Raw genomic sequence first — 25924 nt, 5'->3', positions numbered from 1 at the left:
GTGTTTTCCCCAGTTCACTGAATGATTCAGTGAATGTACTCCGACCTCTTTCATTGCGAATTTTTGAGGAATGGTTCCCCGCTCAAACCGCAACGGTGAACGTGTCTTCGCTTCGCGTCACCGCCCGATAAAGGGTGTCACGCTCGAAGGGCACACGACCCGCTTCTGTGATGAGTCGAACCAGGTCGGCGCGACGCATTCCCTGCGGAGTCGTCGCCCCCGCATCGTGGTAGATCTTCTCCTCGACGACGGTGCCGTCGATATCGTCGGCCCCGAAGCGGAGTGCAATCTGTGCCATCTTCGGGGAGACCATCTGCCAATAGCTCTTGATGTGGGAGAAATTGTCGAGCATGAGGCGACCGACGGCGATCTGCTTGATGTCGAGCATTCCGGTGGTGCGCGGAATATGTGCCAGTGCGGTGTGGTCGGGGTGGAAGGCCAGAGGGATAAAGGTCTGAAAGCCGCCCGTCTCGTCCTGCACTGCGCGCAGCTTCAGCAGGTGGTCTACGCGGTCTTCGTCATTTTCGACATGGCCGTAGAGCATGGTCGCGTTGGAACGCAGGCCCATCTGGTGAGCCGTCTTCGCGGTTTCCAGCCACTCACCGCCGTCGATCTTGTGGTCGCAGATGATGTGGCGAACGCGGTCAGCGAATATCTCCGCACCGCCGCCCGGCATGGAGTCCACGCCGGCATCTTTCATACGTTGCAGTGTCTCGGGAATCGTCATCTTGCCACGCTTGGCAAGGAATGCCACCTCGACCATGGTGAATGCCTTGATATGCACCTTGGGGAAGCGCTGCTTTAGGCCGCGCACCAGGTCCATGAAGTACTCAAAGGGCAGATCCGGATGCAGACCGCCAACGATGTGAAACTCGGTGATCGCCTCGGAGTAGCCGGAGCCCGCTGTCTCCCATGCTTCTTCGAGCGCCATTGTGTACGTTCCGGCTTCGCCCTTCTTGCGTCCGAAGGCACAAAGGCGGCAGGAGGCGACACAAACATTGGTCGGATTGATGTGGCGATTGACGTTGAAGTAGGCAAGGTCGCCGTGCATCCGCTCGCGGACGAGATTGGCCAACCAGCCCACGGCCAGGATATCTCCGCTGCGATAGAGCGTTACGCCATCATCGAAGCTGAGACGCTCGCCGCGCTGCACCTTCTCCGCAATGGGCAGGAGGGATGCATCGTCTGTCTGGAACGAGTGTTGCGGCCGGGCGTCTGCTGAAAGAAGGCTCATAGTACGATTCTATTCCTTCTAAAGCCCGGCGCTATGGTCGAGCAATGATTGCGGGCTTCGTGGAAGTCTCCGTCGTGGCCGAGGCTTCGGTGTTGGTAGATACTTCCTTCGATGCCACCATACGCGGCTGCACGACGATGCCGTCAAACAAGGTTGCTCCCACCAGATGGTCTCCAACGGGGCGGGCCAGACGGAGCGACCAGCCGGCATTCCAATACTGCACTTTTCTGTCGGGCAGATGGACTCCGTAGACGATGGTGTTTCTGTTGTTGGCGGTAATCAGGATGCGCTCTGCCCGTGCGTCGAAGAAAAGGTTGGTTACATCATGAATGGAGAAGCGGCTCAACGTATGCCAGGTCCCGCCTTCATCTTCAGAAAAGAAGACCCCTTCGCGGCCCCCAATCCACAGACCACCCGCGCCATCGACGGCCACGGCGGCAAGCTGCGTGACTGCAGCCGGCAGGCTGACCGTCTGCCATTTTTTGCCGCCATCGATCGTCAGTTCGACGCTGTTGAGGCTTGCGACTGCCACCATGGCTCTTGCCGCGGCGACAAACCGCCAGCTCTGCCTCTCCAGGCCAGGAGTCAATTGCCAGCTCTGGCCTGCGGTCACGCTCTGCAGTAGGCCATCGTTTGTGGCAGCGTAGAGGGTATCGCCCGACCGTGCAATTGCGTTGACGCCACCCAATGAATCCGAGTGAAAGTTTCTGACCAAAGCGACCGCCGGTCTGCTCGCACGTTTCGCGCCAGGCTTGCTTCTTCGTGCTGCGGGGCTGGCTTTGGCTTCTCGTGGCGCTTGGAGACTCACATCGTCGACGCGGCTCCACAGCTGTCCTTGAAGTCTGTAGAGGCCGTGGCCGGTGCCCGCGATAATCGTGCCGTCGGAGGCCTGGCCGAGGCTGAATACATCGCTGCCATTCAGGCCCGCACTGATTTGGTCCCAGGTGAGGCCGCCGTTGTTGCTGACGAAGACGCCGCCCCACTCCTTGTCGTTCACAACACCGACGTAGATCGTCGCCGGGTGCTCGTCATCCTGCACATAAGCCACGATCTGGCGTGAGGAAAAGCCACGATTCGAGGGCAGAAAGCTCATGCCGCCGTCGTTGCTGGCCAGCACCCCTCCCCGGTCGGTCGCCAGAAGGACACGGTTGTCGTCGGCTGGATCAACATACACATCGTTCACGATGACTTCAGGTCCGGTCGTGCGCAGCCACGTCTTGCCCGAATCGCTCGAGCGGAATAGGCCCTCCGTCGTCCCAGCGAAGACTATGTTCAGGTGCTGCGGATCCTGCATCAGGACGCGCGTTCGACGGGCGGTCGAGGGAATGCCCTGGATCTTTTGAAATTTCAGACCCTGGTCTTCGCTCTTGTAGATGCCGGAGCAGGCGCTGGCGTAGACAGTCATGGGTTGCTTTGGGTCTACGATGATCGAAAATACGTCGGAGTCGTCGATGATTCCATCTTTAATGTTCTTCCAGTGTTCGCCACCGTCGGTCGTCTTCCACGGCAGATGCCAGGTTCCGGCGTAAATAATTTGCGGATCGACCGGGTCGATGGCGATCGATTCCACCTCATGCAGCTCCTTGCTGCCTTCGGGGCTGATCAACTTCCAGTGGAGACCACTATCGGACGATCGATATACGCCAAGCAGCGTACCCGCTACGAGAATCCTGGGATCGGAGGAGGAGGCAGCCAAAGCGCGAATCGATTGCCCCTTCATCTCATTGTCGCTGACCCAGGTGACGCCTCCGTCATTGCTGATATAAAGACCGCCATCGCGGCCGCCCAACATCCACGCGCCAACCAGAATGTGCTTGGGGTTCGCCTTGTCGATGACAATGGAATCAAGCGCGAGACCGTCGCGACCGCTAACCAACGCGAGACGCTTCCAGTCTTGACCACGGTTGTGGGACTCGTAAATCCAGCCATTAACTGCGCCGAGATATAGATGCGAAGGGTCCAGTGGATCGGCAACCACAGTTCTTGCGTCCCCGCCATCAGGCCCGAAGGGTAGCCAGGTGGCAGCGTTGCCGCGAAGGCAGGTAAAAGCAAGAAACAATACAAGGAAAGAAATTTGAAATCTGTACCGTCGAGTCAACGTATTCATCCAGTTCTTACAAGCTCAATGTTACAAGCATAAGCCGCAGCACGATAATCGCACTCAGCACAAAGGCTGACTGGGAATCACCCCAGTCAGCCTTTATGTCTTTACTGCGTCTTATCTACTTCTTTGCATGGTGCCGTGCATGGTGATGAGGTTTCGCCATCATTGCGCTCTCATCCACAGCGGTGACACCAGTGCTGTCCATCGTGGCCCCGGCGGGGATAAGGGTCGTCGTCACAGTCTTACCGTCTTGTGTACCGGTGTAGACCGAGATACGGCTGGCATCAATGCCCTTTTCCTTGACCAGGTAGTCCTTCGTGTTGACAGCACGCTCAGCGGCGAGGTGCTCGCCATGCTTCTCCGTGCTGGCAGCGTTACCGACGAGCGCGAGCTTCGCGTCCGACGACTGCTGCAGTTTGAGGGATACATCGTCCAGGCAAGCCTTGCCTTCGTTGTCGACCCGAACCGGGCGGCGCTTGTCACGCTCGAAGTTGACCGAGCAGAGAGTGCTGACCGTAGGAGCCGGCGGCGGCGGAGGTGCGGCGATGGTGACGCTGGTGGTAGACGATGCAGTCTGACCCTTATCGTCAACCACGTTGCAGGTGACGGTAATCGTGCCAGGTGCTGCGCCGGCTGTGCTCAGCGTTGCTGTGTTGCCGTTGCCGCTGACCGTACCCTCGGTGGCACTATAGCTATAGGTCAGAGGACGGTTCTGCGGGCTGACGCCTTCTGCCGTAATCGTGGAAGAATCTCCCGGATTCAGGCTGGAGGGGTTCGCCGAGCAGCTGATGGTTGGCGGCTGGAAGGCCTGGACCGTGTACTGGGCCGAGCAATCTGCCATCTGGCCAGGCTTGTTACCCTCGGCTACGTGGCCCTTGGCCGTGTAGGTTCCGGGAGCAGCATTCTTGGTGTCGATGTTGGCAACGTTGGACGTGCCGGTGATCGTGCCGCCGTCAGCAGTCCAGCTGTAGGTGGCAGTCTTCTTGGGGTTGAGGTTCAGAGCCGTACCGGTGACAGTCAGAGGATCGCCAGGGTAGCCCTGTGCAGGAGAGACAGCGCAGGTGTACGTGACTGGCGGCGGCGGAATAACGTGGCCGAAGTGCGTCACAATACCGGTGCTGAGATCCACGCCGCTGAGATTGGCGCGCCCGCCCATAACGCCACCCGTGGGGGGAGGAGTATAGGGGCCGAAGCTGGTGTGAACGTAACGGTAGTCCGCCTCAAAGAGACGAAGTGAGAAGCGGTTGCTGAAGAACGGCAGATCGTAGTCCATGCCGCCGCCAGCGGTGAGGGTCGGGCCCCAGGTGTAAGGCTCGTGATAGGCGAATGGTGGTTCGCTGTTCGGTCCGCCAAGCTTGGCGCCGCCGACTAGGCCGTGCGCGAAGAGCGTGAAGTTCTGCATTGGTGCGCGGAAGATCGGACCTGCCGATGCCGAATACAGACCATCGTTATTGCCGTCCGGATGCGCCACGAAATTGACCTCGCCGCCGAAATACTTGTTGAAATAGTAGGCGCCGCTGCCGATAGCTCCAAGATCGACCGAGGAGTAATTGATTCCCGCCGGCTTAACCTGCCCATGGGCTCCAAAATAAGAGTAACCAGTGAAGATATCTACACGCGAAGGGTTAGGCCCCAAGGGGGCGGTTGTGCTGGGCACTGTCTGTGCACCCAGAGTGGCTACTCCAAGGCTGACTGCACATGCAGCCAGTACGAACCGGCCAACACTACGAAACGGGCGATGAACCATTGAACTTCCTCCGCTAAAATCTTTCATTTTTTATAAGCCCTACGGCTAGTTAGTTTAGTTCGATTCAGTAGGGCTTACGTGGGTTGTGAGCCATACCAGTAAAAAGTTACCTTCCGGTGACCATCTTTTCAATACTTTACCAGCCGGGAACGTAAAAAGATCCCAGTTATCTCTATAAATGAACCTTGCAAGTAACCAGCCCAGATTGGCCCTATTATGCTAAATTCAAAGTCTTTTTCAGAGAACCACGCTCACGCTGTATCTTTTCCTGCAATAAAGTAATGGCGTACAACAACTGTTCAGGACGCGGCGGACACCCGGGAACATAGACGTCAACAGGGATCACCTGATTGACTCCCTGCAACAGGGCGTAGTTATTGAAGACGCCGCCTGACGTGGCGCACGCCCCCATGGAGATGACCCATTTTGGCTCCGGCATCTGCTCATAAAGCCGCCGGATCACGGGAGCCATCTTCTGCGAGACCCGTCCCGCGATAATCATGAGATCGCTCTGCCGCGGCGAGGGCCGAAAGACCTCCGCCCCAAACCGCGCGATATCGTACCGCGAGCCACCCATCGACATCATCTCGATAGCGCAACACGCGAGGCCGAACGTCATGGGCCAGATGGAATTTTTCCTCACCCAGTTGATTGCGCCATCGAGCGACGCCAGAACGATGCCTTCGGGCTGGTCGTAGCCCCAGCTCACTTCTTCAAGCTTTTCGCGGTTTTTACCAAAACTCTCCAGAGCGCCGAAGAAATAGCGGTCATTCTTTTGCGGCGCAGTCGTTGGGCGGCCGCTGCTCGTTGTTTCAGTGGGTGCTGTGCTCATATCTCTAATAATAAAACCGATGTTGCCTTCCGACGACTTTTTCTCATGCTGGAAGCAAAGATTTGCGTGATTGCCTGTCAAAATATCTTCTGCGATGCCACTTGGCCTACTACGGGCAGCGGATTATCAAAAAACACCTCAGGATTGGGCATTTTCTTCGATGGCCCGCAGCAAAGCCTGCCGCAGTGCCCGTTCCTCGGCCTGATTCAGCTTCGTGCCCTTATGCGTCAGATAGAAGACGTCGATTGCCATCTCCCCCTCAGTATCGATCAGAGCCACCTCGATATTGCAGTTCTGCCGGGCCAGCGTCAGACTCAGCGCGTGAAGCAGACCGGTCGTGTCCTGGGCGACGACTTCCAGCAACGTGCTGTGTGACGAAGCCTCATCGTCGAATTCGACCCGCGACTCCACCACCACCTTCGGCACCTTGCGTCTGCCGCGCCTGCGCCCGCTCAGTAGTTTTTCGACGTTGAGCGCGCCGGTCATCACCTCATGAACGCTCTTCACAAACGCCTCATGCTCGGATGCATTCATCTCCAGCGTGCGGAAGCTGTCGGTGAACCGGAAGCTGTCCACGACGACTCCATGCCGGTTCGAAAAAGCGTCCGCCGTCACGATGTTCATTCCCCATGCCGCGAGCGCACCCGTCATATTCGCAAACAGCAGCGCGCGGTCCGGAGTCACCAGCGTCAGTTCGCTCACTCCCGGCGCGTGACGAAAATCGAGCTGCACGGGATCCTCCGCAAACTTCGTCGCCATCAGGAAGTTTGTCCGGATCTGCTCCGGCGTTCGCGTCAGCACATAACGCTCAGGAAATCCATCGAGATACTCAGACACCGCTGCACGCTGCCCCGGCAATAGCGCGGCGACGCGATGCACAAGTTCGCTCTCTTCCTTCGCGCCCACACGGTCTTCGTCCACATTGCGGTCAAGGTAGTTCGACGTCGCGATGTAAAGCCGCCACAGATTCTCCGCCTTCCACGGCGTCAATGCATCGGGATGCACCGCATTGATGTCCGCATAGGTAAACAGCGCCAGCATCCGCAGGACCTCCGGCGTCTGCACCTTGTTCGCAAAGGCCCGCACCGTCTGCCGGTCGAAGATATCGCGGCGCACAGCCAGCGACATCTCCAGGTGGTTCGCAATCAGGTTGCTCACCATACCGCTCTCGTATGAATCGAGTTCCAGCCGCTCCAGCACGCTCTGCGCCATAGTCATGCTCTCTTTCGCATGATCGTCGGTGCTGCGGCCCTTGCCAGTGTCGTGCATCAGTGCCGCCAGATACAGCAGTCCCGGATGCGGCAGCTCGCGCAGCACACGCCCGAACTGCGCGGCCCACTCCCCCATCGGTCCTTCCTGCACGACCTCAAGCTCATGCAGCGTGTCGATCAGCACAAAGGTATGCTCATCCACCGTGTAGCGGTGATAGGCATCGCGGATCACAAGAGCATCGATACCGTGAAACTCGGGAATTAAGAGCTCCAGCACGCCGAGCACATGCATCGTCCGCAGCGCATTTCCGGCGTTCCGTCCGGTGAGGATACGCTGCAGGTGCTGCCACAGCGCCGGACCTTCTTCAAGGTGCGCGGAGAGCACCGGCAACGCAAGCAGCAGCCGCTGCTCTGCTTCTTCACCCAGCGTGCATCCCGTCCGCGCCATGGTCTCGAATACGTCGAGCACAATGTCCGGGTCCTGCGCCGGATCATGCGCCGGAGCGCCACTGCTATCCCCGACCAGCGCGTCCAGCACGATGTGCCCGCGTTCTACCCGAAACCCCTGCTGCAACGGCTCCGTGCGCCGTTCGCGCCTCAGCCCCAGCAGCTTCAACCGTGGCTTGTCCAGGGGCGACTCTTCCATCATCTGCGATACACGCCGTTCGACCCGCCGCGCATGGCGGAAGTAGAACCGCATCCAGTACGCAGCTTCGACATTCGGTGGCGCTCCTCTTGCCATTCCCATTCCAACGCCTGCTGCGGCAGCGGCATCCTGCGCCTGCCAGTCCAGCGAGTTGTCGTCGCGCTCGTGCCGGTAGTGCAAAAAACACCGAACCAGCCACAAAAACTCCACGGCCTTGAGAAACTCGCTGTCTTCTTCCGCGTTTCCGCTTCCCCCTACACGGCCTGACCCATCCGGCCCAACTCCGCGCAGCAGCATCATCCAACCGCACACATGGATATCGCGCAGGCCACCGGGACAATCCTTGATGTTCGGCTCCAGATGAAAGATTGTGTCGCCATATTTCGCATGGCGCGCCCGCGTCAACTCCGTCAGCCGGGCCATCAATCCCTTCTGCTCCCGCTGCAGCAGCTTGGGTATGGTCACTGTCGCCAGTTTGCGGTAAAGGAGAGCGTCGCCGGCAAGCTGGCGATGGTCCATCAGCGAGATCGCGAATTCAGCGTTCTCCTCGTCGAACCGCTCGCACTCCGCGAGCTTACGCGTCGCCGGAGAGATGCGTATCCCGGAGTCCCACATCTCCTGATTCACACGCCGAATCGCGTCCTTCACATCCTTCTCGGCCAGCCTGCCATCCAGCAAAAACAGCAGGTCAACATCGGAGTAAGGAAATAGCTGGGCACGGCCATAACCACCAATCGCGACCAGCGCGATTCCGGTGGCCAGCCTCCGGTCGCGCTGGACCTCCTGCGCCCAGAGCCCCGTCGCAAGCTCATCAATGGCCTTTGACCGGGCAGCAATCGTCGCAGCCCCCGACGCTCCTGAATCGAACGCGCCGCGAATCTCCAGCATTCTTCGCTGGTACTTCTCGCGCATCCCGCTGCCTGTGGACTCAATTGTGCTCATACGGTTTCCTCAAAAGAAAACTTGAAGCCCAGAGAGGCTGCTGAAGAACATTGATGGTTACAGATCGCCCTAAAGCGCGACCTCGCCCCGCTCATCATTGCGAATGCGAATGGCCTCATCGATCCTCGAGACAAATATTTTGCCATCGCCGATCGTTCCGGTCCGCGCCGCAGTCGTAATCGCCGTAATGGCTCTGTCCAACATCTCGTCCTTGACCACCAGTTCGAGCTTCACCTTGGGCAGCAGATCCACCGAATACTCCCGGCCCCGATAGAACTCGGTATGCCCCTTCTGCCGCCCGTGACCGCGGGCCTCGGTGATCGTCATCCCCTCAACGCCAATCTCCACCAGCGCATCTTTCACTGCGTCCAGCTTCGATGGTTGAATCACCGCTTCGATCTTCTGCATAGCCGTCTATCCTCTCGCACCTTCAATTTCTTCTACAGCGATACTAATGTGCCCAATCGTATCCTTCTTCGCCGTGTTGCGACAGGTCCAATCCGACGCGTTCGTCTTCTTCGCTTACTCTCAGGCCCATCGTCTTGTCTACGACGAACAGAATAATAAGCGTTCCCACGATCGAAATCGTCCAGGCCAATCCCACGCCGAACGCCTGGTGGAACAACTGGCGCCAGTTCCCTTCAAACAGTCCCGTAGCCTTGCCGGGACCAAAGATGGGATTAATCGCGCTGTTCGCAAAGATACCCGTCAGTAATGCCCCCAGCGTTCCGCCCGCACCATGGACGCCGAATGCATCAAGCGAGTCGTCATACCCAAACCAGCTCTTCACCTTTGCGACCATCGTGAAGCAAAACGCTCCGGCAATCAGGCCGATCCACAAGGCCGACATCGGCGACACAAATCCTGCCGCGGGCGTGATGGCGACCAATCCGGCCACTGCGCCCGAAATCGCACCCAACGCCGAGGGCTTGCCCTGGCGAATCCACTCCACCGCCGTCCAGCCTATGACCGCCGCCGCCGCGCCGAACTGGGTCGCCACAAAGGCAGAAGTCGCCAGCGTACCCGCCGACAGCGCAGAACCGGCATTGAATCCGAACCAACCCACCCACAACATGCAGGCACCGATAAAGCTCAGCACCACCGAGTGCGGTGGCATCGGAACCTTCGGATATCCGATACGTTTGCCCAGATAGATCGCCGTCACCAGCGCCGACACGCCCGAGGTGACATGCACCACCGTACCGCCCGCGAAGTCGAGGCAGGGAAAACGTCCCGTTGCATTCAGAAATCCGCCCTGCCCCCAGACCATGTGCGCCATCGGGCTATAAATAAAGATCGACCACAGCACCATGAACACCAACATCGCAGAAAACTTCATGCGCTCGGCAAACGCACCGGTAATCAGCGCCGGTGTAATGATGGCGAACATCATCTGATAGATCATGAAGGTCTGCAGAGGAATCGTCCCCGCATAGGCCTTGTCCGGCGCCAGCCCCACACCGTGCAAAAACACATTGTGCAACCCACCGATAAACGCATTCCCGCTACTGAACGCAAGCGAATAAGTGAGCAGCCCCCACAGCACTGTGATCACCGCCATCATGGCGAAGGTCTGCATCATCGTGCCCAGAATGTTCTTCTTCCGCACCAGGCCGCCATAGAAGAGCGCCAACCCGGGCCCGCTCATCATCAGCACCAGCGCCGCCGAGACCAGCATCCAGCCGTTATCGCCCGCAGTCTGCGCCGCCGCAATCGCAGCCGCGTTCTCATCCGCCCGTTTCTCTAACGCCGCAATCCGATCCGTCTGTGCCGTCGCAGGTGTCTGCGCCATCGCCACAGATCCACACAGGACCGATCCGCCGAATATCAGCAAGAACAAAAATGAAAGGAATACCTTGGCCGCTCGAAGACGCATGTGTCTACACTCTTTTCAGAATTTTGAGGAACGATGAAAGAGATACTTCGGCAAACCCGCGGACATGGCGGTGTGAACAAAAAAATGCGCATCGCCACGTCATGGGAGCGAAGGCCACATTTTGCGCTGATTTATTTAATCTACACAAGATGCCCTGCATTACAAAGGCGCAATCCATACGCCGCCAAATAATTCAGCCTCTCGCAAGCATCTCCGCAACGATATCTTCCCACTCCCGGCGCAAATTGCCTTCTGCCACTCCCCGCCCCGCCCGGCGATACCAGTAAGCGGCGTTCCCTGCATCGCCCTCCTCGCGGTGCAGATAGGCATGAACCCACGCTCCATCCGCCCCGGGCACATCCTGGGCGATCTCATGCGCCTTCTGCCAGTCCCCGTGCCCGTCCCACCAGAGAGCCAGCAGAGCACCAGTAAACTCGCCGCTATCCGCCGCCGCAAACTCCGCAACCGTCATCGTCAGTCCCCTGCCGGAACCCCCGGCCCCGCCGCCGTAGCAGTAGGAGAGGCATAACCCCGCTCCCGCATCCACTTGATCAGCAGATCGGGCCACACGCTCAGCTCAGGATTCCCTGTCCCCAGCCCCGAGCCGTGATGCCCATGCTGAAACAAGTGCATCTCCGCCGGAACCCCGGCCTTCACCAGCGCCGAATAAAACATCACACTGTTCATCACCGGAACAGTGCCGTCATCGGTAGTCGAGAACAGAAATGTCGGAGGCGTGTCCTTGGTCACCTGCAACTCCGCCGACAACGACTGCACCTCCGCCGGATCGGGATCATCTCCCAACAGATACTTCCGCGAGCTGACATGCGCATACGGCGCTTCGAGCGTTATCACCGGATAAGCGAGAATCAGAAAATCAGGCCGACTACCCTGCCGGTCAATCGGATCAGCAGCATTGGGATTGCCCGCATCAAAGTGCGTCCCCGCCGTGGCCGTCAGATGCCCGCCCGCTGAGAAGCCCCACATCCCCAGGTGGTCCGGCGCGATGCCATACTCGGCCGCGTTGGCGCGAACCATCCGTATCGCCCGCTGCGCATCTCCAATCTCGATGGGGTTGTGATACTTCGGCCCTAAACGATACTTCAGCACAAATGCCGCAACCCCGCGCTCATTCAACCAGCGAGCCACATCCGTACCTTCGTACCCCATCGCCAGATGCTGATACCCGCCTCCCGGAGCAATCACCACTCCCGTCTTCGTCGCATTTGGGCCGGACGGCAGAAAAACCGTCAACGTCGGCTTGTCCACATCCGCCGTTCCCTGTGCTCCCGGAGCACCCGCGGGCCAAAGCAGCAACGTCTTCCCTGCCGCCGCATCCGGGGCCTGCTGCCCCTGCGCTATGCCCAGGCTCAAGACCACCGCCAACACACTTCCACCCACCTGCAGCAATCTTGTCATCATCCGGTCTACATCTCCTGTCGCAGTGCGACGCATCCTATTGCTCAACGAACAAATTGTATCCCGCAGATCGGTTGTCCTTGGAATTCAAAACGCATTTACGGGATAGCAGTATTCCCCACGATAAAATCACAGATCAAGCAAACTGGAGGCCTATGAAGGAACTCGTTAAGAAGCAACTGGCCCAATCCATCGCCACCATGCAGGCTGTCCTCGCCGACGAGCACATCGCCGACACTCTCGTCAGCGTCGGCAAGCTTACCGCAGATGCCATGAAGTCCGGCAATAAACTGCTCGTTGCAGGCAATGGAGGCTCCGCCGCGGACGCCCAGCACCTCGTCGCCGAGTTCGTTGTTCGCCTTACCGTCAATCGACCGGCCCTGCGCGCCATTGCCCTCACCACCGACTCCTCCATCCTCACCGCCACCGGCAACGACTTCGGCTACGACCGTCTCTTCGAGCGTCAGATCGAGGCTCTTGGCCAGTCCGGCGATGTCTTCCTCGGCATCTCCACCTCCGGCAACTCACCGAACATCGTCAAAGCTCTTCACCAGGCCCAGAAGATGGGCATCACCACGGTCGGCTTCAGCGGCAACGACGGCGGCCAGATGCGCTGCCTCTGCAACTACAACGTCGTCATCCCCTCCGCCGTCACTATGAACATCCAGGAGTCGCACCTTGCACTCGAGCACATCTTCTGCATGATCGTAGAGCGCTTCACCTTTGGGGAAGACTTCGAGAACAAACCCCAAATCCTAAGCGAGTAGTCACTCCGCGACTAACTGCTTCAAATTCTGCATCAACCTGAATTCTGCTGGCGTATACTCGGCGTGTTTTCAGAACTATTATTTACGCTTCAAGGAGATCAACCGATGCTCAAAGGCTTTCGTGACTTCGTCCTCCGCGGCAATGTCCTGGATCTGGCCGTCGCCGTGATCATCGGCGCCGCCTTCACCACCATCGTCGCGTCGCTCACTAAGGACATCATCAATCCGCTAGTCGCTGCAATCGTCGGCAAACCAGACTTCTCCTACCTCGTCTTCCACCTCCACGGCGGAGTCATCACCTACGGCAATTTCATCAACGCCGTCATCGCATTCGTCCTTCTCGCTGCAGTCATCTACTTCCTCATTGTGCTTCCTGCAAATCGACTGCTGGCGAGGATCAAAGGACCTGAAGCCGCTACCACCAAGACCTGCGGAGAGTGCCTTTCGGAGATTCCTCTCGCCGCGCACCGCTGCAAGTTCTGCGGCCAGCCGGTAGCCTGAGCGGGAACCTTCGCGACAAAACCTCGATGCCCACGCCCGGCCGTGGGCATCGCCACGTTTCAGATTTTCCGACCAGTCCACTCCAAGGCACCCCGTTGACACCTCCACGCACTCGGCTCCTTCTGTCCCTCTTCACCGTCCTCGCCGTCCCCTTTGTAGGATTAGCCCAATCCCCCGCTCTGCAGCAGGTCTTCGGCTATCGCGACTTCACCCAGCAAGCCAAATGGGATGCCGCCTTCATGGCCATCCCCGACGCGAAGCTCGCCGGCGAGCACCTCAAAATCCTCACCGCCGAACCCCACTGGGCAAGCTCCCCCGAGGACTACAAGACCGCCCTCTACGTCGCCGACAAATTCAAGGCTGCAGGCCTCGAAACCAGCATCGTCCCCTACAAAGTCCTGCTCAACAAGCCCGTCAGCATCCTCATCGAAGCCTTCGACGCTGACGGCAAGAAGCTCATGTCCGGCCCCACGCCCGAGCACGTCGACCCTGCAAAATACGGCGGCGACCCCGGCCAGAACGACCCCCGCATCCTGACCGCCTTCAACGGATTCTCTCCCTCCGGCGACGTCACCGCTCAGGTCGTCTACGCCAACTACGGAACCCTCGCCGACTTCAAAAAACTCGCGAGCCTCGGCATCAGCGTCAAGGACAAGATCGTTCTCGTTCGCTACGGCGAGAACTTCCGCGGCGTGAAGGTCTACATCGCCCAGCAATACGGAGCCAAGGGCGTCCTCATCTACTCCGACCCCGCCGACGACGGCTACTTCCGCGGCGACCCGTACCCCAAGGGCCCCTACCGTCCCGCCTCTGCCGTGCAGCGCGGCTCCGTCCAGTTTCTGCCCATCTATCCCGGCGATCCCGAGACTCCGGGCATCGCCTCCACGCCCGATCTTCCCGACTCCCAGCGCATTAAAAACCCCGTCGACCTCTCGACGATCCCCGCCAACCCACTCTCCTACAAGGATGCCAAACCCATCCTCAAAGCGCTCGACGGGCCCGATGTTCCAGACGGCTGGCAGGGCGCGCTGCCCTTCACCTACCATCTCGGCGGCACCGGCAAGGTCACCGTCCACATGCATCTCCAGCAGGACTACGCCCGCCGCACCATCTGGAACGTCATCGGCAAAATCGAAGGCACCGACCCGGCAGAAAGAAACGACTGGGTTGTCGCCGGCAATCATCGCGACGCCTGGGTCTACGGTGCCGTCGATCCCAACAGCGGCACCGCCGCCATGCTCGAAACCGTCCACGGCATCGGCGATCTGCTCAAACAAGGTTGGCGTCCCCGACGCACCATCCTCTTCGCCAGTTGGGACGCCGAAGAAGAAGGTCTGATCGGCTCCACCGAATGGGTCGAGCAACACGCCGCCGAACTCAATCACGCCGTCGCCTACTTCAACACCGACGTCAGCGTCTCCGGCCCCAACTTCAGCGCCGCCGCCGTTCCCTCGCTCAAACAGTTCATCCGCGAAATCACCAGCGAAGTTCCCAGCCCCAAGGGCGGCACCGTCTACGATCAGTGGAAGAAACACGAAGAAGGAAATACCGAAACCGCAAATCATCGTGACAAATCGTCCAAAGAAAAAGAAGACGATGCTCCCATCGACAATCTCGGCTCGGGCTCCGACTACACCCCATTCATCCAGCACCTCGGCGTGCCCTCCACAGACATCGGCTCCGAAGGCCGCTACGGCGTCTATCATTCCACCTTCGACGACTACAACTGGTTCATCAAATTCGCCGATCCCACCTTCGTCTACGAACAGGAGATGGCCCGTATCTTCGGCCTCGAAGTGCTCCACATGGCCGACGCCGACGTCCTTCCCTACGACTACCAGACCTACGGCAAAGAGATTCTCTCCTACATCGAAGCCGCCCAGCGCCACGCCGCAAAAGACAACCTCAAACTCGACTTCACCGCCACTCTAACCGCCGCGCAACGCTTTGCAGCAGCGGCTGCCGCCGTTCACACCGATCAAGCCAATCCACCAGCCGACGCCGCCGCGCTCAACCGCACCCTGCGCTCTGCCGAAGAAGCCTTCCTGAACCCCGAAGGTCTACCCCACCGCCCCTGGTACAAGCACCTCATCTACGCCCCCGGCGAATACACCGGCTACGAGGCTGTCGTCATCCCCGGCGTCAACGAAGCCATTGAAGCGAACGACGCCACCCGCGCCCAATCCCAACTCGCAGCCCTCACCGAAGCCCTCAACCACGCCGCTGACAAATTAGATTCTGCAGCAAAATAGCCTCGGCTTCTGGGTACCCCAAGGCTTTAGCCTTGGGGTACTTTTATGAGCAATAAAGCGGGCTTCAGCCCCTGGGGGATGCTCTCTTACGCACGCTGTGATCCGCAGATCATCCTGCCCCGATTATCCCAACCCATCCAGCGCCTGCCCCAGGTCGGCCACAATATCCTCCACGTCCTCAATCCCCACACTGATCCGCATCAATCCATCGGTGATTCCGAGCCGAGCCCGTCCCTCCGCGCCAACCGCCGCATGAGTCATGCTCGCCGGATGACAGATCAGTGTCTCCACTCCACCCAGGCTCTCCGCCAGATAGCCCAGACGCAACGCCTTTGCAAAGATATTCGCCCGCTCCAGCGAACCAAGTTCAATCGAGATCATCGACCCAAATCCACTCTGCTGCCGCTTCGCCAGCTCATGCTGCGGATGCTCCGCCAGCCCCGGATAGAACACCTGCTTGACCGCCCTGTGTCCCTTCAAAAAGTCAGCCACCACACGCCCATTGGCATCATGCTGCTTCATCCGCACCGCCAGCGTCTTCACCCCGCGCAGCAGCAGATAGCTCTCGAACGGCGACAGAATCCCGCCCGTACACTTCTGCACAAACCGAAACCGTTCCGCCTGCTCCGGCTTCGTGCAAATGAGCGCCCCACCCAGCCCATCCGAATGACCATTCAAAAACTTGGTCGTCGAATGCATCACGATGTCCGCGCCCAGCGCGATAGGCTGCTGCAAATAGGGCGATAAGAAAGTGTTATCGACACTTAACTCCACCCCACGCGCATGACAGATATCGGCCACCGCCCGAATATCCGTAATCGCCATCATCGGATTGGTCGGCGTCTCTATATGCACCAGCTTGGTCGCGGGCGTAATCGCAGCCGCCACATTCTCCGCCACGCTGCTGTCGACATAGGTAAAGATCAGCCCATAGTTCGCCATCACTTTGTCGAAGAGCCGCGCCGTGCCGCCGTAGACGTTATCCGAGCACACCACATGGTCGCCCGCCTTCATCATCGTGCACATCGCCGTAATCGCAGCCATGCCGCTGGCAAACGCATGAGCGCTCGTCCCGCCTTCGAGCGAGCACAAGCTCTCCTCCAGCGCATCCCGCGTCGGATTGGTAAGCCGAGCATACTCATGCCCTTTATTCTTGCCAATCTCTTCCTGCTGATACGTCGAAGTCAGATAGATCGGCACATTAACCGCACCCGTCAACTGATCCGGCGCCTGCCCATCATGGATCGCCCGCGTCGCAAATCCCTGCTTCTTCGCCTCTGTCATCTGGCCCCCTAGTCCTAGTCCTTAAACTCTCACCCCAAAATCCCCTTCGACAAATACCTCTCCGCCGAATCCGGAATCACCGTCACCACCCGTTTCCCCGCGCCCAACTCCCGAGCCATCTCCACCGCGGCATACAACATCGCCCCTGCGCTCGAGCCCGCGAACACACCCTCCTCCGCAGCCAAACGCTTCACCATCGCAAACGCGTCCTCATCCATCACTTTGATGATCCGGTCACACACGCTGCGATCAAACGTAACCGGCACAAATGCCACCCCAATCCCTTCTACCTTGTGCGGCCCCGGCAAACCACCCTGCAACACGCTCCCCTGCGTCTCCACCGCCACATTGATCACCGATGGCCGTCGTGCCTTCAGAAACCGCGCCACCCCGGTAAAAGTCCCCGCCGACCCAACCCCCGAAACCCACGCATCGACGCGCCCTTCCATCTGCTCCCAAATCTCCACCGCCGTCGTCTGCTCGTGAAAATCCGGGTTCGCCGGATTCTCAAACTGTAACGCCGCGAACGCGCCCTCAGTCTCCGCCTCAAACTCCAGCGCCCGCCGAATAGCACCCGCCATCCCTTCAACCTCGGGAGTCCGCACCACCGTCGCCCCCAACCCCCGCATCAGAATGCACTTCTCTTCGGCAAACCCCTCCGGCACGTACAGCATGACTTTATAGCCGCGATTCACGCCGATCAGCGCCAGCCCCACACCGGTATTCCCCGCGGTAGCCTCCACAATCGTCGAGCCCGCCCGCAGCACACCACGCCGCTCCGCATCCAAAACAATCCCCAGCGCCGCCCGGTCCTTGATACTGCCGCCCGGATTCAGAAACTCCAGCTTGGCCCAAATCTCCGCACCACCCGCCGGACTCAACCGCCCCAGCCGCACCATCGGAGTCTGCCCCACCAGCTCTGTAATATTCTCCGCAACCCGCATCACTGTGGCCGCTTTCCTGGATCGGTCAACCCCTTCTCCCCCGTCGAGGCCCCTCCATCGGCCACCCTCGGGAAGTACCCAGCCCGCGTCCGCACCGAAAGCCGGCCCATCCCCTTCTCCTTCGCCTCCACATGCACCTGCCTGTATCCGCCCAGCGCCGGCGACTTGGTCGAATGATACGCAATCGTGTACTGCGTGCGGATGTCCTTCGCCACCTCCGCCGCGATCTCATCCACATCCTGCACTGACTTCGGGAAATAAGCCACGCCGCCCGTCTCCTCCGACAGGGACTCCAGCACCCTGCGCGCATGACGCGCCTCGCGCTTGTCGGTATCCTGCCCAAACAGCAGTCCAATGCTGTAGATCACCGGCCCATCGATATCCTGAATCCTGCGAATCGTCTGCTCCAGCGTCGCCGTCGAAGCATTGTCCTCGCCGTCTGTAATCACCAGCAGCACCTGCTTGGGATGCTTGGCGTTCTTCGCCGTATAGTCCGCCGAGGCCACCAGCGCATCGTAGAGCGCCGTCCCGCCGCTCGACTTGATATAGTCCAGCCCCTTCTGCAGCTTATTGATGTCGCTGGTGAAGTCCTGGTCGATGAACGCCTCCCAGGAGAAGTCCACCACGAACGCTTCGTCCTCCGGGTTCGACAGCTTCACCAGGTCCAGCGAAGCCTCCTCCACCGCCGCCCGCTTGTCGTACATCGACCCCGAGCTGTCGATCAGTATTCCCAGCGAAACCGGCAGATCTTCATGCCGGAACGAGGAGATCGTCTGCGGCACTCCGTCCTCGTACACATGAAAGGCGTCCTTGTTCAGTGTCTGAATCGAGCGCCCGCCATTGTCGACAACAGTAGCGTTCAGCCGCACCTCATAGGCATTTTCGCGGAGCGTATACCGCCCCCCCGCGCCCTTCTCAATCGTCTGCTGAGCGAGGCCCTGCGCCTCTCCCGTTGCCGGCGCAGCCTGTGTATCCGGGTCAGGCGACGGCACCGGATCGCGGTCTACCGTCAACGAAGGCTGTTGCTGCGCAGCCCCTGCCTGCTGGGCCCACGCGGCCACCGGGCCAACCCCCACCATCAACATCCCCGCCGCCAAAACCAGCGGCCAAAAACCGTTACTCCGAAGGTGCATAGTACCCCTGGCGATTGTGCACCGTCAGCGGAGGAAGTCCCGGCGGTGGAAGCAATCGTAACTTCAATTTACGCCAGTTCCCATTCGTCTTCATCTGCGAGGGCGTATACCCGATCACATATTCGTTGCGCAGCTCCGCGCTGATCCGTGTCGCAATGTCGCCCAGGTCCGCCACATCGGTCACTCGAAACATCCGTCCGCCCGTCGCGTCGCACATATCCGCCAGCAGCAGCGGCCCCAGTTGCTCCTCGGGAGTGGGCGCATACATATCAAAGATTCCAATCGCATAGATCTGAACATCGCTCTCCCGCACCGCCCGCCGCAACTCGCCCTCGGTGTACCGGCTCCGATTGTCGCCGCCGTCAGAGATAATCAGCAGCGCCTTGCGCTCATACTTGGCGTCTTTCAGTTTGTTCACCGCCAGATAAACCGCATCGATCAGCGCTGTCCGCTTCTCCGGCTTCAGCATCACCATCCGGGCTTCCACGTCATCCACCTCGGACGTATAGTCCACAATCACCGCCGGACGATCATTGAATCCCACCACAAAAAACTCGTCTTTTGGATTGGATGTCCGCAGGAACTCCGTCAGCGCCTTCTGCGACCGCATGAACTTTGACGACATGCTTCCGCTCAGATCGAAGACCACCCCAATCGACACCGGCGCGTCTTCCGTAGAGAAACTCTTGATCACCTGCCCCACATTGTCGTCGAAGACCTGAAAGTTCTCCTTCTCCAGCCCCGTTACCAGCCGGTTCATGGGGTCCGTCACCGTCGCCGGAACCAGCACCAGGTTCACATCCACCCGAATCCGCGCATTCCGGTTGGAAGTAGCATGGGCCACAACGTTCGCTGCGCCCTCAATTACCGGCTTTGAATCCTCCGCGGTCTTCTTCGGAGCAGGGGGCGCCTGCGTCTGCACCTGGCCCAGCGGATTCTCCTGCGCCCATCCCACCCCAACCCAGCTCACCGCACAAAACATCACCACAACCAACGCCCACCCGAACCGCTGGATCAACCGCCATCTTCGTACCTGAAGCGTGTCCCGCATAAGACCGCCATCCTGTCCCCGACCTGAAGGGAAGTATCACCATACTCCTTCAGTAATTCCAATCCAACTGTGTTTCCGGTCACACCGAAGGATAGACGCCCCATCAAAATCATTCGTTACCATCGACTCTATTTCCTTCCCTGCCTCACACCCGACAGCCCTCTCGATCGGAGTCGTCACTTTTTCCGTCGCCCGTTCTTAATCGGTGTTATCGATGCAATTAGGCGCTAAGCCTTCTATTTTTCGCCAACACCGTACAATAACCCCATACTTACCTCTTGGAGAAAACCAAAAGCATGGCCCGTATCTACCCCTTCCGCGCCCTTCGTTACGACACCTCCCGCGTCAAAATGGAAGACGTCGTCACTCAGCCCTACGACAAGATCACCCCGGCCATGCAGGAGCGCTACTACGAAGCCAGCCCCTACAACCTCATCCGCGTCATCCTCGGCAAGCAGTTCCCCACCGACACCGACGACGAAAACTGCTACACCCGCGCCGCCGAGACCCTCCGCCAGTGGCGCAAAGACCACATCCTCCGCGAAGAAGCAGAACCTGCCCTCTACGGCTACTCCCAGACCTACACCGTTCCCCACACCAACGAGGTGCGGGAGCGCCGCGGCTTCATTGCCCTTGGCCACCTCTACGATTACGCCGACAAGGTCGTCTACCGCCACGAACAGACCTTCCCCAAGCACAAGTCTGACCGTATGAGCCTCTTCAAGGCCACCCGTGCCTACTGCGAGCAGATCTACATGCTCTACTCCGACCCGGCCTTTACCGCCGAAAAGCTGATCTTCGACTCTGGCGCCCCCGCCGACCTCGCCATCACCGACGAGTACGGCGTCGTCCACAAAGTCTGGAAGCTGACCGATCCCACGCTCATCAATCTCCTCGTCACCGCCATGGCCGACAAGAAACTCATCATCGCCGACGGCCATCACCGCTACGAGACCTCGGTCGCCTACGCTAAAGAACGCAGCGCTCAGCTTAAGCTGCCCCTCAACCAGCCCCGCGACGAAGAGGAGAAGCTGGGCTCCGGCCATCTTCCCGTACCGCCCTTCCCAGAAGCTGCCATGATGATGACCTTCGTCAACATGGAAGCCCCCGGCATCACCATCCTGCCGACCCACCGCGTCGTCTACGACATTCCCGAGTTCAGCTCCCCGGACTTCCTCACCAAGGCCTCAGCCTTCTTTGACATCAAGGAACTCGACTCTCCCGATGTCAGCATCCTCGAAAAAACTCCCGGCGTGGCCTTCGTAGCCGCCACCGGAGACGGCAACTATCTCCTCTCCGCCAAAAAAGAAGTCATCGCAAAAGAACTTGCCAACGTCCCCGCCCGTCAGGCCCAGCTCGACGTCGTCCAGCTCCACTCCATCGTGCTCGAGCGCATCCTCGGCCTCACCAGCGATTCCATCACCAAGCTCGGCAACATCCGCTACATCCGCGAAGCCGACGAAGCCGTCGGTCTGGTAGCCAGCGGCGAAGCCGACATCGCCTTCCTCATCAAACCGATCACCCTCGACCAGCTCAAGGACGTCTCCCTCTCAATGGACGTCATGCCGCAGAAGTCCACCGACTTCTACCCCAAGCTCCTCAGCGGCCTCGCCATCTACGCCCTCGACTAACCAGCATCACAGGCGCGGTCATCATAAAGATGACCGCGCCAACCCCAAAAAACTGCCATTCTGAGCGCAGCGCGAAGAACCCGCGGCCTGATTTTGCAGTTGCAGTTGTTCTTGCTTCTATAGCTATTTCCTCTCAGATGTTGCTTCCCTTGTTTGTCATTCCCGAAGGGAATCTGCGTTTTTGTCGAATCACCAAAATGCATCTGGAGGAGAACGGCTCTGGTACGCCAAGGCTTCAGCCTTGGCCCTCTATATCCCCTTAAAAAGCCGAGGGGCTTTAGCCCCTGGGGGTATGCCCTAACCCGCAGCTCCAACATTCATCAGGGCAGGAACCAACACCCTCAACCACGCCCTCCATCCCGACCAATTACAATCAACGACATTGACTCCTCCCCGGAAGCAACTCGCCGCCGCCATCCTGCTCACGCTCGGCAGTCTCGCGTCCCTCGCCCAAACCCCTCCGCCAGTCCAGCCCAACCCACAAACCCCGCAGATAGCCCCCGCAGCCCCTCAGCCCAGGCCCACCCGCACCCTCATCCTGCTCGACCCCGCCCACGGAGGTCCCGACAGCGGAGCCCACCTCCCCAACAACCTCCTCGAAAAAGACATCACCCTCGCCTTCAATAACCGCCTGCGCGCCCTGCTCTCCGGCGCCAACTTCGCCGTCATCTCCACCCGCACCTCCGACCCCGGCACCACCTTCACCACCGACCAGCGCGCCGAGATCGCCAATCACGACCACCCCGCCGTCTGCCTCGTCCTCCACGCCACCAGCAGTGGCTCGGGAATCCATATCTTCACCTCCGCCCTTACGCCCCCAGCCCAACCGCCGCGCATCCTGCGCTGGAACACCGCGCAGGCATCTTTCGTCCCCGAAAGCCGCACTCTCGCCAACGAGATCGGCGTAGCCCTGCTCAATGCCAAGCTGCCCGTCCTCCTCGGCCACGCCACCGTCCCTCCGCTCGACAACCTCACCTGCCCTGCCATCGCCGTCGAACTCGCTCCTCTAACCAACACCACAGCGACTTCCACGCCTGTCTCGGACGCCAACTACCAGCAGCACGCCGCCGAAGCCATCGTCACAGCCCTCACCAAATGGCGGGCTGAGAACACCGCGGATGGAGCCGCCCAATGATCCCCCGCTACCAGCGCATTCTCTTCTGGAGCCTCGTCGGCGGAGTCTTCCTTATGGCCGCCTTCCTCATCCACGGCTGCCGCCAGGCGCACCAGCGCCTCACCGCGCTCAACGACGCCACTCCCATCGCCGCACCCACCACCGCCAGCACTCAGGACGTCACCCTCTACCTCGCCAACGACGCCGACGGTTTCATCGCCCCCAATCAGGAGCAACTCGCCCTGCCGCAGGACCCCACCCTCCGTGCCCGCGCCCTGCTCGAACACCTCCTCGCCGAATACGCTCTCCCCGCCTCCGCCCACCCCCTCAAAAGCGGCCCCGCGGTAGACGACGTCTTCTTCCTCTCGCTACCCATCACCACGCCCGCACCCAACAACACCCTCAGCGGAACCACCGGGCTCCCCCAAACGGAAAAAGCCGCTCCCGCCCACACCGCAAAATCCACCGGAGAACTGGCCGTCGTCAATCTGCACGGCGCCTTCGTCGACAACCATCCGTCCGGCATTCAGGTAGAAGAGCTTACCCTGCTCTCCATCATCGGCACCCTCCACGCTGCCTTCCCTCAACTCACCGAGGTCCGCTTCCTCGTCGACGGTCAGCCCCACGACACCCTTAGCGGCCACGCCGACCTGAAGCGCGCCTACCCCGCCATCGACACCACCACAACTCCAACGCTGCCCCAGCCCGAAGCCCAGCCCAACTCGCAGGAAACCCCTCAGCCATGACCGCGAAGACTGCCAAGCCCGCTAAGCTCCTTCCCCCCAACCCCACCATCGGCGTCTTCGACTCCGGCTTCGGCGGCCTCACCGTCCTCCGAGATCTGCTCCCCCTCATCCCCGGAGCCAGCTATATCTATCTAGGCGACACCGCACGGCTCCCCTACGGCTCCAAGTCCCAGGAGACCATCGCCCGCTACGCCGTCTCCAGCGCAAAATTCCTCGAAGAACAAGGCGCCGATCTCCTCTGCATCGCCTGCAACACCGCCAGCGCCCTCGCCCTCGAAGACATCAGGCAAGCTCTTCCCATCCCCGTCGTAGGCGTCATCCAACCCGGAGCCGAAGCCGCCCACCAAGCAATCGACTCCTCAACCAACCGGGTGCCCCATCTTCCCGACAGTCTTACCGTCGCGAAGGGGGAGGAACCGCCCCAGACCTCACCCTCAGTCCTCGTCCTCGCCACCACGGCCACCATCCAGTCCCACGCCTACGCTCACGCCCTCAACGCCCTCGGGCTCGCCGCCATCGAAAAGGCCTGCCCCCTCCTGGTCCCGCTGGTCGAAGAAGGCTGGATCGACCACCCCGTCACCGCCGAAGTCCTCCGCATCTATCTCAACGAAGCCTTCGCCGAAGCTCCCAACCTGAACACCCTTCTCCTCGGCTGCACCCACTACCCGCTACTCCAGCCGCTTATCAAGCGCACCCTCGCCGAACTCAACCACCCCATGACCATCATCGACTCCGCCGCCGCCACCGCCGCCACCGTAGCCGAATACTTCCCCGCCAACCCCACCGGCGCACCCGCAACCAGCCGCTTCTACGCGACCGACTCCATAGAAAAATTCCAGCGCCTCGGCTCCAGCTTTCTCGGCCATCCCCTTAGCGAAGTCCACCTCCTCGACCTCGGCGGCTAGAGCGGTTCGCTGATATTCAACATCGGTCCCAAAAAGCAAAGGCCCCCTGCAACAGGGGGCCTTCAATCTTTCTGCGAACAGCCTAGAAGATATTCCAAAGCAACTGGTTGTAAACATCGTGATGGAACTGTACCTCGGGAGCCTTGACGATCGTCCCCAGCAGCCGTGCGCAGCGATCCGCCGAAGCCTGCTTCAGATCGGCATAGCGTGCCTTCACGTCGTCACCAAGCAGCGTCCCCGTCCACTCCGCATCGCGGAAGTTCTCAAGCGCGGTGTAGATGTTGTCCGGCAGATACCGTTCCGCCTGGCGCAGATTCTTGATCTTCGCAGTCTCCCCATGCAGGCCGGTCTTGAAGATCGAATGCAGCACAAGGTACGGATTCGCATCCGGTCCAACCGAGCGAACCTCGACACGCGACGACTTCTCATTGCCGATAGGAATTCGAATCATCGATCCACGATCGACAGCCGAAGCCTTGATCTGGTTCGGCGCCTCAAAGTGAGGATCCAGACGCCGATAGGCATTCACGCTGGCATTCAGCAGCAGGCAAAGATCGTTGCCATGCGTCAGAATGCGGTCGGTGAACTGCCACGCCATCTTGGAGATCTTCTCTTCGCCCTTCGGATCCCAGAAAAGGTTCTTGCCGTTCTTGGTGATCGAGACGTTGGTGTGCATTCCGCTTCCGTTGACGCCGACCACCGGCTTCGGCAGAAAGCTAGCCGTCATGCCCATCTGCGTGGCGACCTGGCGGCAGATCAGCTTATAAAGCTGAATCTGGTCAGCCGCGGCAACAACCTCGCCGTAGGTGTAGTTGATCTCAAACTGCGACGGCGCAACCTCGGGATGGTCCTTCTCGTTCTCGAAACCCATGGCGCGCTGCACTTCCGCCGTGGTGTCGATGAACTCACGCAGCGGATCGCCCGGCAGCGAGTGATAGTAGCCGCCCTTGTTGACATACTCGAAGCTGCCCGTCTCGTGATACATCCGCTCAGCATCGATGCCCTCGAAGAGAAATCCTTCAATCTCGTTGGCAGCGTTCAGCGTGTAGCCGTGCTTGTCGAACTGCTCCTGCGAAAACTGCTTCAACACGCTGCGGATGTCGCCGCTATAGATGCCGCCGTTCTTGTCGATCACTTCGCCGAAGACGAGGACCTTGCCGCCGCCAAACACATCGGCGGGCGCCCAGTAGAACGCGCTCCAGTCGATGCCGAGCCGCAGGTCGCTCTCCCGCTGCGCCGTAAAGCCGCGGATCGACGAGCCATCGAACGTCAGGTTGTCATAGCTCTTGATCAGAAATTTCTTGTCATAGTCCAGCATGTGCAGACGGCCTTCGAGGTCGCTGAACAGCACGGTGACGGCCTTGATCCGCTTCTCGTCGGTCAGGTACTTCAGACGCTCTTCCTGAATCACATCGGCGGCAACGCGCTTCTTGCGCTGCTCCTTCGCCTGCAGGTTCAGGTCCTCGAGTTCACCGTAGGGAAGTTCCAGAAAATCACGTAATTCGGTCAAAGTACCACTCCTTCTGCCATGAAATACACGGCGGCCGCACCTGGCGGGTGATGAATACAAACGCTGTGGGATGGT

Annotated in this window: 21 protein-coding genes; 7 read left to right on the top strand and 14 right to left on the bottom strand. The window is 59.8% G+C overall.

The window, feature by feature from the left end; all coding sequences use genetic code 11:
- Positions 1-82: 82 nt before the first annotated feature.
- The 9 genes from mqnE to P4G45_RS05345 all read right to left on the bottom strand — a co-directional run bounded on the left by mqnE (position 83) and on the right by P4G45_RS05345 (position 12014).
- On the bottom strand, positions 83-1234 hold the full coding sequence (gene mqnE / locus P4G45_RS05385; protein WP_348268650.1) for an aminofutalosine synthase MqnE: 1152 nt from the start codon (positions 1232-1234) through the stop codon (positions 83-85).
- Positions 1235-1265: 31 nt separating this feature from the next.
- Positions 1266-3341 (bottom strand): hypothetical protein, encoded by a 2076-nt coding sequence (locus tag P4G45_RS05380; RefSeq protein WP_348268649.1) that lies wholly within the window; start codon positions 3339-3341, stop codon positions 1266-1268.
- Positions 3342-3456: 115 nt separating this feature from the next.
- The gene (locus P4G45_RS05375; protein ID WP_348268648.1) at positions 3457-5085 is read right to left on the bottom strand and encodes a hypothetical protein; all 1629 of its coding nucleotides are present in this window, start codon (positions 5083-5085) and stop codon (positions 3457-3459) included.
- A 214-nt stretch (positions 5086-5299) separates the two neighbouring features.
- Entirely contained in the window at positions 5300-5917 is a 618-nt protein-coding gene (locus P4G45_RS05370) for an NADH-quinone oxidoreductase subunit B family protein (RefSeq protein ID WP_348268647.1), read from the bottom strand.
- Positions 5918-6055: 138 nt separating this feature from the next.
- The gene (gene glnD / locus P4G45_RS05365) at positions 6056-8716 is read right to left on the bottom strand and encodes a [protein-PII] uridylyltransferase (protein ID WP_348268646.1); all 2661 of its coding nucleotides are present in this window, start codon (positions 8714-8716) and stop codon (positions 6056-6058) included.
- A gap of 69 nt (positions 8717-8785) precedes the next feature.
- Positions 8786-9124: a P-II family nitrogen regulator gene (locus P4G45_RS05360; RefSeq protein ID WP_348268645.1), complete on the bottom strand. Its 339-nt coding sequence runs from the start codon at positions 9122-9124 to the stop codon at positions 8786-8788.
- A gap of 43 nt (positions 9125-9167) precedes the next feature.
- Positions 9168-10592 (bottom strand): ammonium transporter, encoded by a 1425-nt coding sequence (locus P4G45_RS05355; protein WP_348268644.1) that lies wholly within the window; start codon positions 10590-10592, stop codon positions 9168-9170.
- Between the two features lie 193 nt (positions 10593-10785).
- A complete protein-coding gene (locus tag P4G45_RS05350; RefSeq protein WP_348268643.1) occupies positions 10786-11064 on the bottom strand; it encodes a hypothetical protein in 279 nt (92 codons plus the stop codon).
- 2 nt (positions 11065-11066) lie between these two features.
- A complete protein-coding gene (locus tag P4G45_RS05345; protein ID WP_348268642.1) occupies positions 11067-12014 on the bottom strand; it encodes an alpha/beta hydrolase in 948 nt (315 codons plus the stop codon).
- A gap of 152 nt (positions 12015-12166) precedes the next feature.
- Here P4G45_RS05345 and P4G45_RS05340 point away from each other — a divergent pair, with 152 nt between their 5' ends.
- The 3 genes from P4G45_RS05340 to P4G45_RS05330 all read left to right on the top strand — a co-directional run bounded on the left by P4G45_RS05340 (position 12167) and on the right by P4G45_RS05330 (position 15531).
- A complete protein-coding gene (locus P4G45_RS05340) occupies positions 12167-12778 on the top strand; it encodes a D-sedoheptulose 7-phosphate isomerase (RefSeq protein WP_348268641.1) in 612 nt (203 codons plus the stop codon).
- A gap of 105 nt (positions 12779-12883) precedes the next feature.
- The gene (gene mscL / locus P4G45_RS05335) at positions 12884-13279 is read left to right on the top strand and encodes a large conductance mechanosensitive channel protein MscL (protein WP_348268640.1); all 396 of its coding nucleotides are present in this window, start codon (positions 12884-12886) and stop codon (positions 13277-13279) included.
- Between the two features lie 95 nt (positions 13280-13374).
- The gene (locus P4G45_RS05330; RefSeq protein WP_348268639.1) at positions 13375-15531 is read left to right on the top strand and encodes a M28 family metallopeptidase; all 2157 of its coding nucleotides are present in this window, start codon (positions 13375-13377) and stop codon (positions 15529-15531) included.
- Positions 15532-15654: 123 nt separating this feature from the next.
- On the opposite strand, the gene P4G45_RS05325 is transcribed toward P4G45_RS05330, so the two are convergent.
- The 4 genes from P4G45_RS05325 to P4G45_RS05310 are packed head-to-tail and all read right to left on the bottom strand — an operon-like array spanning position 15655 to position 19943.
- Positions 15655-16815, bottom strand: coding sequence for a PLP-dependent aspartate aminotransferase family protein (locus P4G45_RS05325; protein WP_348268638.1), 1161 nt, complete (start codon positions 16813-16815; stop codon positions 15655-15657).
- 29 nt (positions 16816-16844) lie between these two features.
- A complete protein-coding gene (locus P4G45_RS05320; RefSeq protein ID WP_348268637.1) occupies positions 16845-17759 on the bottom strand; it encodes a cysteine synthase family protein in 915 nt (304 codons plus the stop codon).
- A complete protein-coding gene (locus tag P4G45_RS05315; protein ID WP_348268636.1) occupies positions 17759-18892 on the bottom strand; it encodes a VWA domain-containing protein in 1134 nt (377 codons plus the stop codon). Before P4G45_RS05315 ends, P4G45_RS05320 begins: the two co-directional genes overlap by 1 nt.
- Positions 18876-19943 carry a VWA domain-containing protein gene (locus P4G45_RS05310; protein WP_348268635.1) on the bottom strand — a complete coding sequence of 356 codons (1068 nt, stop codon included), beginning with the start codon at positions 19941-19943 and terminating at the stop codon, positions 18876-18878. Before P4G45_RS05310 ends, P4G45_RS05315 begins: the two co-directional genes overlap by 17 nt.
- 296 nt (positions 19944-20239) lie before the next feature.
- On the opposite strand from P4G45_RS05310, the gene P4G45_RS05305 reads away from it, so the two are divergent.
- From P4G45_RS05305 to P4G45_RS05290, 4 genes are all read left to right on the top strand, one after another.
- Positions 20240-21574 carry a DUF1015 domain-containing protein gene (locus P4G45_RS05305; protein WP_348268634.1) on the top strand — a complete coding sequence of 445 codons (1335 nt, stop codon included), beginning with the start codon at positions 20240-20242 and terminating at the stop codon, positions 21572-21574.
- Between the two features lie 382 nt (positions 21575-21956).
- Positions 21957-22709, top strand: a complete 753-nt coding sequence (locus P4G45_RS05300; protein ID WP_348268633.1) for an N-acetylmuramoyl-L-alanine amidase — start codon at positions 21957-21959, stop codon at positions 22707-22709.
- Entirely contained in the window at positions 22706-23434 is a 729-nt protein-coding gene (locus P4G45_RS05295) for a GerMN domain-containing protein (protein WP_348268632.1), read from the top strand. The genes P4G45_RS05300 and P4G45_RS05295 overlap by 4 nt, the downstream gene beginning before the upstream one ends.
- Positions 23431-24339 (top strand): aspartate/glutamate racemase family protein, encoded by a 909-nt coding sequence (locus P4G45_RS05290; protein WP_348268631.1) that lies wholly within the window; start codon positions 23431-23433, stop codon positions 24337-24339. Before P4G45_RS05295 ends, P4G45_RS05290 begins: the two co-directional genes overlap by 4 nt.
- 82 nt (positions 24340-24421) lie before the next feature.
- Here the strand turns inward: P4G45_RS05290 and P4G45_RS05285 are convergent, their stop codons facing one another.
- Complete coding sequence (locus P4G45_RS05285) at positions 24422-25849, bottom strand: glutamine synthetase family protein (protein ID WP_348268630.1); 1428 nt, start codon at positions 25847-25849, stop codon at positions 24422-24424.
- Positions 25850-25924: the final 75 nt, after the last annotated feature.

The sequence above is a fragment of the Edaphobacter paludis genome (genome assembly GCF_039993895.1).
GTDB classification, from domain to species: Bacteria; Acidobacteriota; Terriglobia; order Terriglobales; family Acidobacteriaceae; genus Edaphobacter; species Edaphobacter paludis.
The sequence above is the reverse complement of the archived record's forward strand: the minus strand, read 5'-3'. Positions and strand labels throughout refer to the sequence as shown.

Excerpts from the sequence above, each read along its gene's own strand:
- mqnE (WP_348268650.1), bottom strand. The coding sequence starts at position 1,234 with ATGAGCCTTCTTTCAGCAGACGCCCGGCCGCAACACTCGTTCCAGACA.
- P4G45_RS05380 (WP_348268649.1), bottom strand. The coding sequence starts at position 3,341 with ATGAATACGTTGACTCGACGGTACAGATTTCAAATTTCTTTCCTTGTA.
- P4G45_RS05375 (WP_348268648.1), bottom strand. The coding sequence starts at position 5,085 with ATGGTTCATCGCCCGTTTCGTAGTGTTGGCCGGTTCGTACTGGCTGCA.
- P4G45_RS05370 (WP_348268647.1), bottom strand. The coding sequence starts at position 5,917 with ATGAGCACAGCACCCACTGAAACAACGAGCAGCGGCCGCCCAACGACT.
- glnD (WP_348268646.1), bottom strand. The coding sequence starts at position 8,716 with ATGAGCACAATTGAGTCCACAGGCAGCGGGATGCGCGAGAAGTACCAG.
- P4G45_RS05360 (WP_348268645.1), bottom strand. The coding sequence starts at position 9,124 with ATGCAGAAGATCGAAGCGGTGATTCAACCATCGAAGCTGGACGCAGTG.
- P4G45_RS05355 (WP_348268644.1), bottom strand. The coding sequence starts at position 10,592 with ATGCGTCTTCGAGCGGCCAAGGTATTCCTTTCATTTTTGTTCTTGCTG.
- P4G45_RS05350 (WP_348268643.1), bottom strand. The coding sequence starts at position 11,064 with ATGACGGTTGCGGAGTTTGCGGCGGCGGATAGCGGCGAGTTTACTGGT.
- P4G45_RS05345 (WP_348268642.1), bottom strand. The coding sequence starts at position 12,014 with ATGATGACAAGATTGCTGCAGGTGGGTGGAAGTGTGTTGGCGGTGGTC.
- P4G45_RS05340 (WP_348268641.1), top strand. The coding sequence starts at position 12,167 with ATGAAGGAACTCGTTAAGAAGCAACTGGCCCAATCCATCGCCACCATG.
- mscL (WP_348268640.1), top strand. The coding sequence starts at position 12,884 with ATGCTCAAAGGCTTTCGTGACTTCGTCCTCCGCGGCAATGTCCTGGAT.
- P4G45_RS05325 (WP_348268638.1), bottom strand. The coding sequence starts at position 16,815 with ATGACAGAGGCGAAGAAGCAGGGATTTGCGACGCGGGCGATCCATGAT.
- P4G45_RS05320 (WP_348268637.1), bottom strand. The coding sequence starts at position 17,759 with ATGCGGGTTGCGGAGAATATTACAGAGCTGGTGGGGCAGACTCCGATG.
- P4G45_RS05315 (WP_348268636.1), bottom strand. The coding sequence starts at position 18,892 with ATGCACCTTCGGAGTAACGGTTTTTGGCCGCTGGTTTTGGCGGCGGGG.
- P4G45_RS05310 (WP_348268635.1), bottom strand. The coding sequence starts at position 19,943 with ATGCGGGACACGCTTCAGGTACGAAGATGGCGGTTGATCCAGCGGTTC.
- P4G45_RS05305 (WP_348268634.1), top strand. The coding sequence starts at position 20,240 with ATGGCCCGTATCTACCCCTTCCGCGCCCTTCGTTACGACACCTCCCGC.
- P4G45_RS05295 (WP_348268632.1), top strand. The coding sequence starts at position 22,706 with ATGATCCCCCGCTACCAGCGCATTCTCTTCTGGAGCCTCGTCGGCGGA.
- P4G45_RS05290 (WP_348268631.1), top strand. The coding sequence starts at position 23,431 with ATGACCGCGAAGACTGCCAAGCCCGCTAAGCTCCTTCCCCCCAACCCC.